This is a genomic window from Streptomyces sp. NPDC001194 (assembly GCF_042896985.1).
Taxonomy (GTDB): Bacteria; Actinomycetota; Actinomycetes; order Streptomycetales; family Streptomycetaceae; genus Streptomyces.
In genome coordinates this window covers 162,675-169,343 of the sequence record NZ_JBIAXU010000019.1, presented here as the reverse complement: position 1 = coordinate 169,343, position 6,669 = coordinate 162,675, and the positions used below count along the sequence as shown (strand labels likewise).

Genomic DNA, 6,669 nt, shown 5'->3' with positions numbered 1-6,669 from the left:
CGGGTCGCCACCCACATCCTCGCCTACGAAGGCGAGTCCAAGTGGTACTGGTTCGAAGGCAACTTCGAGTCCTACGAGAAGAACAAGATCGAGCGCCTTGGTGCGGACGCGGCCCGTCCGCACCGCGCCACCTACAAGAAGCTCACCCGTGACTAGGCTCTGAAATGTCCACCTGACACGAAGAATCCGGGCCCCGCATCACGTGTGCGGGGCCCCGGTTCGTCCGGTGGCGCGCCTGTGGGTCTTCGCCGAAAGGTCCCCCAGTTGTCCAGGATCGTCGAATTGGCCGAGCGGATCGTCTACCGGGCGAAACTCAAGTTCCTGGAGGAAGCCGCCCTGGCCGGCATCGCGCATGCCGAAGGTCTCGCCCTCGCGCCCCTCTGTCCGCCCTCGCGGGTGATCCAAGTCGTCGCCTACGACGGGACGCACCTCGGAAGAGTGCGCCAGGAGCGGGAAGGGGGCTGGATCGCCGTCGTGAAGGGCGCGGCGCATGCGACCGGCCCGTACGAAGACGCGAGGACCGCGGCGGAATCCCTGTACGTGCAGTGCATCCTGACTCCCCCTCATGAGATTGCGCGGGAGGACTGAGACCCACCCGGCTCCGGGACGCTCAGGCGTTCCCGAGCATCAGCGCCGCGTACGCCGCCGAGGCGAGCGTCATGTGGCGGTGCCACCCCTCGTAGGACCGCCCCTCGAAATCGCGCAGCCCGACCTTGGCACCGGTACGCACGCTGTCGTGTTCGACCGACCGGGCCAAGGCGGTCAGCCGGTGCAGCTCGGCGGGGACCGCGCACGGCATCGTGGTGACCCAGAACTCCGCCGCGTCGGGCTGCTCCTTGCGCCACTGGGCGAAGAGCGTCAACCCCCGCTCCGCACCGGCCGCCGACGGCAGTGCCACGCGCGCGGTGGCGGTCCGCACGCCGGGAGCGGGTTCCGCTTCGGACAGCCAAGGAGCCTGGCGGGCGGCCAGGATGCGTTCGGCCGGCAGCGTGAGCGTCTCGCTGAACCGCCCCGAGGGCGTGAACGGCCGGAACGCCGCATCGGGCGAGAGCCGCACCACCGCGTGCATCCGCTCCACGGGCAGCAGGCGCAGCAGCCCCGCCACGTCGCGCACGGGACCGTCCCAGACCAGGGGCGCCGCGGGCAGCTCCGGCAGCGGGGCGCTTTCGTCCAGCTGCTGCGTGACGGGGTGCCGGCCTGGCCTGGAATGCGGTGCGGGCCTTCCGGTACCCGGGCTCAGGCTCCAGTCGATCGGGGTGTTCAGCTCCCGCCCGGCGTACCACAGACCGTGCGCCTGCTGACCGCTCTCCACCCGGCCGCTCTCGGGCACGAAACGCCGGTGCACACCGACCGAGCTGGTTCCCGTCTTGGGGATGAGCATGCGGCGGACGACCCAGGCCTCGGGCTGCGCACGGTCCGTCAGGTGCTGCGCCAGCGCCCGCCTGACGGGCTTCCAGTTCCACGGCGCGTTGCAGATGAAGTGGTGGAGCCGCTGGGCGGCGCTCTCGTCACCGAGGGAACGCGCGATGTTCTGGATGGACTTGCGTCCGGAGGCGGTGAGCAGGCCCCGCAGGTACTGCTCGCCCTTGACGTGGTGGTCGGCTCTGCGGAAGGAGGAGAACAGCTCCGCGCAGAGGGCCTCGATCACCTCTTGCGCCGGGGCGGTCGTTCGGGTGTGCCGGGCTTCGGTGTGGAGCACGGACATGGTTCCCCCTGTGAGCTGGTCCGTAGCTGACCCTCCAATAATACAGAACGCTCTCTATGTTTTGGAGGGAGGGAGCCCCGCGGAGGGGAAACCGGTGACTGCGAACCCCGTCGGGGGCTCGTCTCAGGAAGTGCCGGCGGGCAGGAGCTCCGGTTCGCCCGGCCTCGCGACCCGGTACATGCCGGCCAACACCTGCCAGGCCAGGGTGAGCTGCTGCCGCAGACCGTGGCGGAGCGAGGCCTCACGGACCGACGGGTGCGTGTGCGCCGCGGCCTCCACCCCTGCGACGAGCAGCGAGACCAGGGCCTCGAAGTCCTTCGGGTCGGCCCCGAGCGTCCCTTCGGCCGCGGCCCGGGCGAGGAGCTGCCGGAGGGTGGGGATCCACACCGCGTTCCAGTCCTCGGAGGTGCTCGCTCCGTCTCGGGCCAGGCGGGCGGCCGCCCGGACGCCGGCCTCCTCCTCCAGCAGCCTCGCCAGCGTGTGCGTCAGGTCGATCGCCGCCTGCAGCGGAGGAACGCGCTGCTCGCGGATGTCCTGCAGCGCCGCGTTCGTCATGGCCGCGCCCCAGGCCTGCACCACGGCCGCGAGTTCGTCCTTGGCGCCGAAGTGGAACGTCAGCGCACCCATGGAGACCCCGGCCGCGCTGCTGACGCGGGACAGCGAAGTGCCCGCATAGCCGTGCTTGTCGAATTCCGCCGAGGCCGCGGCAATGAGGGCACGCCGCGTCAGCTCAGCCCTGTCTTGCCTTGCCACAGTTCGGAAGCTACCTGCGGGACCGTTGCGGGTGGAAGGAAAACCGGGATTTCGTGAAGACTTTGGCAGTATCTCGGTACCGACGGGACCGATACCGGCCTGAGCCCGCACCGCTTTCGGCGCTACACCTGCGCGACGGCGGCGAGATGAGCCCGGTACCAGGCGGCGCAGTCGGCGAGCCGGGCCAGCGGACCGGGTCCCGCGGGGCACTGCGCGAGCCGCCAGATCTCCTCGCTGCGGTACCAGTGGTCGGTGGCGAGCAGGGCGAACTGACGCTCGCTCATCCTTCCCGGAGTCTCGCGCAGTCGGCTCAGGCACCGCTCCCAGGTCCACTCCTCGGATACGGGCGGCAGTACGTCCAACGCCACCAGCTCTGCCAGCAGTTCCGCGCTGGGCACCGGCTCCGGATGGGCCGCGTGGTAGATGCCGGAGGCCACGGCCCGGGGTCCGGCCGCCAGCCCTGCGATCAGCCGGGCCAGGTCGTTGACGTCGACGACGGAGAGCCGCGCGGGCGCCTCCCCCCACCGGGCGGGTACCCGGCGCCGGAGTTCGGCGAGCGCCGGGACCACCCACCGGTCGCCGGCTCCCTGGATCAGGCCGGGCCGCAGGACGATGCCGCCGGCCGCGAGGGCGTACGCCTCACCGGCGAGCCGGGTCCGGCTGGCCGGCGACACCGGCGCGGGGACGACCTCGTCCACTGCGACCCCGTCGTGCGGGCCGGGGCCGTAGACCGCAGAGGTGGAAAGGTGGACGACGCGCCCGGCACCCGCACGCCGCGCCTCCCGCATCAGCGCCCGCGCGCCGTGGACGTTGACGGTCTCGCACTCGGCGTCGCTCCCGTCGATGCGCGACGCGAGGTGGACCACGGCGTCGGCGCCCTCGGCCAGCCCGTGGAGGGAGTCCGGGTCCGCGAGGTCCGCGGCGATCCACTCCGTAGCCGGGGACTGCGGACCCCGGCGCGCCGGGTCGCGCGTCAGCGCCCGTACGAGGACGCCGCGTTCACCCTGCAGGGCGCGCAGGACCGCGGCGCCGACGAAGCCGGTCGCTCCGGTCAGCAGGATCCGGTACGGCATCACGCGGACTCCGCGGCCGCATCGGCTGCATCGGCCCCGTCGGCCTCCTTGGCCCCGTCGGCCTCCTTGGTCCCACCGGCCCCCTCCCGGACGATGACCAGCTCGCCGAGCGCCTTCGGCGTGGCGATGGCCCGCAGCAGGTAGCGCCACATCAGGGCGATCTGCTCGGGCAGGTCCGCGTGCCCGGTGGAGATCTTGGACATGACCTGGGTACCGGTGAACGAGGCCACGAGGACGCGGGCGAACTGCCCCTCGTCCACCTCCGGAAGCAGCTGGCCCATCTCGCGCGCGGTGCGCAGCTCCGCGGCGAACTGGTCGACCCAGTACTCGTAGACGGCGAACTCCCGCAGCCCGGACTCGCCCTGCTCGACGGCGAGCTTGACCCCGGCGCGCAGCAACACGTTGCTCTGCAACTCGGTCGCCAGGTACATGGTCATGTCCAGCAGCTGCTGGAGTCCGGCCTCGCCGTCGGGGAAGGCGACATCGGCCGCCTGCTCCAGGACCACCGCGCGGGCCAGGCCCTCCTTGGACTTGAAGTGGAAGTAGAGCGCTCCCGCGGTGGTGCCCGCCCGCTCGAGGATGCTGTTGATCCCCGCGCCGGAGTACCCGCACTCGTCGAACACCTGCGCGGCCGCGCGCAAGATCATCTCTCGCGTGCTCACCGCCCGCTCCTGCCGCACACGTGCCATGAAGGCTTGATCCTCAACTCGGTCGACAAATAAACAGAACGCCCTTTATGTTAGCCATCCCGCCGCATACTTGCAGCCTGACCAGGGAAGCTTTGACATGCCGCCGCACATGACCGCCATGCTCGACCGTCCGCTGCCCCTCACCGTGCCCCAGGCGTACACGCACAAATCGAACCCGGGGGAGGTGCTTCTCGCCACGTGGTGGCAGACGGGCGCCGACGCCTACACGATAACCGCGCGCTGGCCCGCCACCCACGGCTTCTACCGCGGCCGGAAGGGGATGCACGACCCGCTCCTGCTGAGCGAAACGATCCGCCAGACGCTGCCCTTCCTCTCGCACGCCGCCTACGAGGTGCCCCTGGGCCACCAGTTGCTCTGGCAGACCTTCGCCTGGGAGCTCGCCCCCGCCGCGCTGCGGGCGGACGGGTCGGACGCCGAGATCGAGCTGCGGATCCACTGCCACGAGGTCACATACCGCAGGAACCGCGCCGCATCGATCGCCATGGAGGTGGAAGCCCTGCGCGACGGCCTCCTCCTGGGCACCGCGCGGACCCGCTTCACCATCCAGGACCCCGCCGTCTACCGGCGCCTGCGCGGCCCGTACGCCGACATCGCCGCGGCCAACGCGGCCGCCCTCCCGCCGGCCCGGCCGATGGCCCCCCACCGGGTCGGCCGCGAGAGCGCCGAGGACGTCGTCCTCTCCCCCACCGACCGCTCCGACGTCTGGGAGCTGCGCACCGACACCGCCCATCCCATCCTGTTCGACCACCCCGTGGACCACGTCCCCGGCATGCTGCTGATCGAAGCGGTACGGCAGGCGGCGCAGGCGATGAACTCACCGCGCGCGGTCGTACCCGTGGCCATGGACACGGTCTTCACCCGCTACGCCGAGTTCGACTCGCCCTGCCGCTTCCACGCCGAGCCGATCGCCCCGGACGCCCTGCGCGTCCACGCGCACCAGAACGGCGCCCTCATCTTCAGCTCCGACGTAAAGCTCACGGACGCCCCCCGCCCCTGACCAAAAAGCCGCCCCCGCGCCGGACCGCGACCCGGACACACGGAGGCGGCTCGCCCACCAACGCCTCAGGCGTCGTCGCGGATCGGCTCCAGGATCGCCACGCACTCCACGTGGTGCGTCATCGGGAAGAGGTCGAAGACGCGGAGGGTGCGGGGCTTGTAGCCGGCTTCCTTGAAGTAGCCGAGGTCGCGGGCCAGGGCCGCCGGGTCGCAGGCCACGTACGCGATGCGGCGGGCGTTCAGGCCCGCGATGTGGCGGACCGTCTGCTTGCCCGCGCCCGCGCGCGGCGGGTCCAGGACGACGAGGTCGCACTCGGTGATCCCGGTCTTCGGGAGGACCGACTCGACCTTGCCCTGCTCGATGCGGACCCGGGGGAAGTCCGCCAGGTTGTGCCGGGCGTCCTCGACCGCGCGCTTCGTGGACTCGATGCCGAGCACCGCGCCCGTCTCGCCCAGGCGTTCGGCGAGGGCGCCCGCGAAGATGCCGACGCCGCAGTAGAGGTCGAGGGCCATCTCGCCCTTGCGCGGCATCAGGCCCTGCATGACGGCCTTGATCAGGGTGTCCGCGGCCTGCGGGTGGACCTGCCAGAAGCCGCCCATGCCGACGCGGTACGTACGGCCGTCCGCGCGCTCCCGGACGAAGGGGCGGCCGTGGACCCGGTGGACCCCGCCGTCCTTCTCCTCGACCCGCAGGACCGAGACCGGCTTGTCGAGCTCGACCAGCGGGAGGCGGCCGCCCGGGCGCGGGGTCAGGACGACCTGGCGGTCCTGGGAGCCGGTCGCGGCGATCGCCTCGACCGTGGCCATCTGGGGCCAGTCCTGCTTCTCGATGCCCAGCTCGCTGACGCCCGGCGCCGCGATCATGCAGTGGTCGACCGGCTCGATGTCGTGCGAGCGGTGCTTGCGCAGGCCCGCGTTGCCGTCCTCGTCGATCGCGAACTGGACGCGGGTGCGCCACTGCGGGACCTGACCGGCCGGCAGCTTGTCGCCCTCGGCCGGCATGACCGTGCCGTCCCAGCCGGCCTCCTCCGGGGTGAGCCCGGCGAGCCGCAGCAGCTGCTCGGCGACGACCTCGCCCTTGAGCCGGCGCTGCGCGCCCGGCTTGGCGTGCTGCCAGTCGCAGCCGCCGCACTTGCCGGGGCCGGCGTACGGGCACGGGGCCTCGACCCGGTCCTTGGAGGCGTCGAGGACGGTGATCGCGTCGGCCCGCAGGAAGCGGGAGTCCGACTCGCCCTCCGTCACGCGCGCGACGACCTTCTCGCCGGGCAGGGTGTGGCGGACGAAGAGGACGCGGCCGTCGGCGGTGCGGGCGATGCAGTGGCCGCCGTGCGCGACGGGGCCGACCTCGACCTCGTACTCCTCCCCGACCAAGGACTGCTTCTCGTTCTGCTCGGTCATGGTGGGGAGACTCCAAAACATAAATGGGAACGGC

7 protein-coding genes are annotated in these 6,669 nt (G+C 71.7%); 2 read left to right on the top strand and 5 right to left on the bottom strand.

What is annotated here, in order from left to right; translation table 11 throughout:
* Window positions 1-282: 282 nt before the first annotated feature.
* Window positions 283-588 carry a hypothetical protein gene (locus ACFY1T_RS29595; protein WP_390790850.1) on the top strand — a complete coding sequence of 102 codons (306 nt, stop codon included), beginning with the start codon at window positions 283-285 and terminating at the stop codon, window positions 586-588.
* Between the two features lie 22 nt (window positions 589-610).
* On the opposite strand, the gene ACFY1T_RS29590 is transcribed toward ACFY1T_RS29595, so the two are convergent.
* The 4 genes from ACFY1T_RS29590 to ACFY1T_RS29575 form a co-directional block, all read right to left on the bottom strand.
* A complete protein-coding gene (locus ACFY1T_RS29590; protein ID WP_390790849.1) occupies window positions 611-1,705 on the bottom strand; it encodes an IS701 family transposase in 1,095 nt (364 codons plus the stop codon).
* Between the two features lie 123 nt (window positions 1,706-1,828).
* Window positions 1,829-2,458 (bottom strand): TetR family transcriptional regulator, encoded by a 630-nt coding sequence (locus tag ACFY1T_RS29585; protein WP_390790848.1) that lies wholly within the window; start codon window positions 2,456-2,458, stop codon window positions 1,829-1,831.
* 122 nt (window positions 2,459-2,580) lie between these two features.
* Complete coding sequence (locus tag ACFY1T_RS29580; RefSeq protein ID WP_390790847.1) at window positions 2,581-3,531, bottom strand: NAD-dependent epimerase/dehydratase family protein; 951 nt, start codon at window positions 3,529-3,531, stop codon at window positions 2,581-2,583.
* Entirely contained in the window at window positions 3,531-4,193 is a 663-nt protein-coding gene (locus ACFY1T_RS29575; RefSeq protein ID WP_390790846.1) for a ScbR family autoregulator-binding transcription factor, read from the bottom strand. Before ACFY1T_RS29575 ends, ACFY1T_RS29580 begins: the two co-directional genes overlap by 1 nt.
* A gap of 124 nt (window positions 4,194-4,317) precedes the next feature.
* On the opposite strand from ACFY1T_RS29575, the gene ACFY1T_RS29570 reads away from it, so the two are divergent.
* On the top strand, window positions 4,318-5,238 hold the full coding sequence (locus tag ACFY1T_RS29570) for a ScbA/BarX family gamma-butyrolactone biosynthesis protein (RefSeq protein WP_390790845.1): 921 nt from the start codon (window positions 4,318-4,320) through the stop codon (window positions 5,236-5,238).
* A 65-nt stretch (window positions 5,239-5,303) separates the two neighbouring features.
* Here the strand turns inward: ACFY1T_RS29570 and ACFY1T_RS29565 are convergent, their stop codons facing one another.
* On the bottom strand, window positions 5,304-6,635 hold the full coding sequence (locus ACFY1T_RS29565) for a class I SAM-dependent RNA methyltransferase (RefSeq protein WP_390790844.1): 1,332 nt from the start codon (window positions 6,633-6,635) through the stop codon (window positions 5,304-5,306).
* Between the last annotated feature and the right edge of the window lie 34 nt (window positions 6,636-6,669).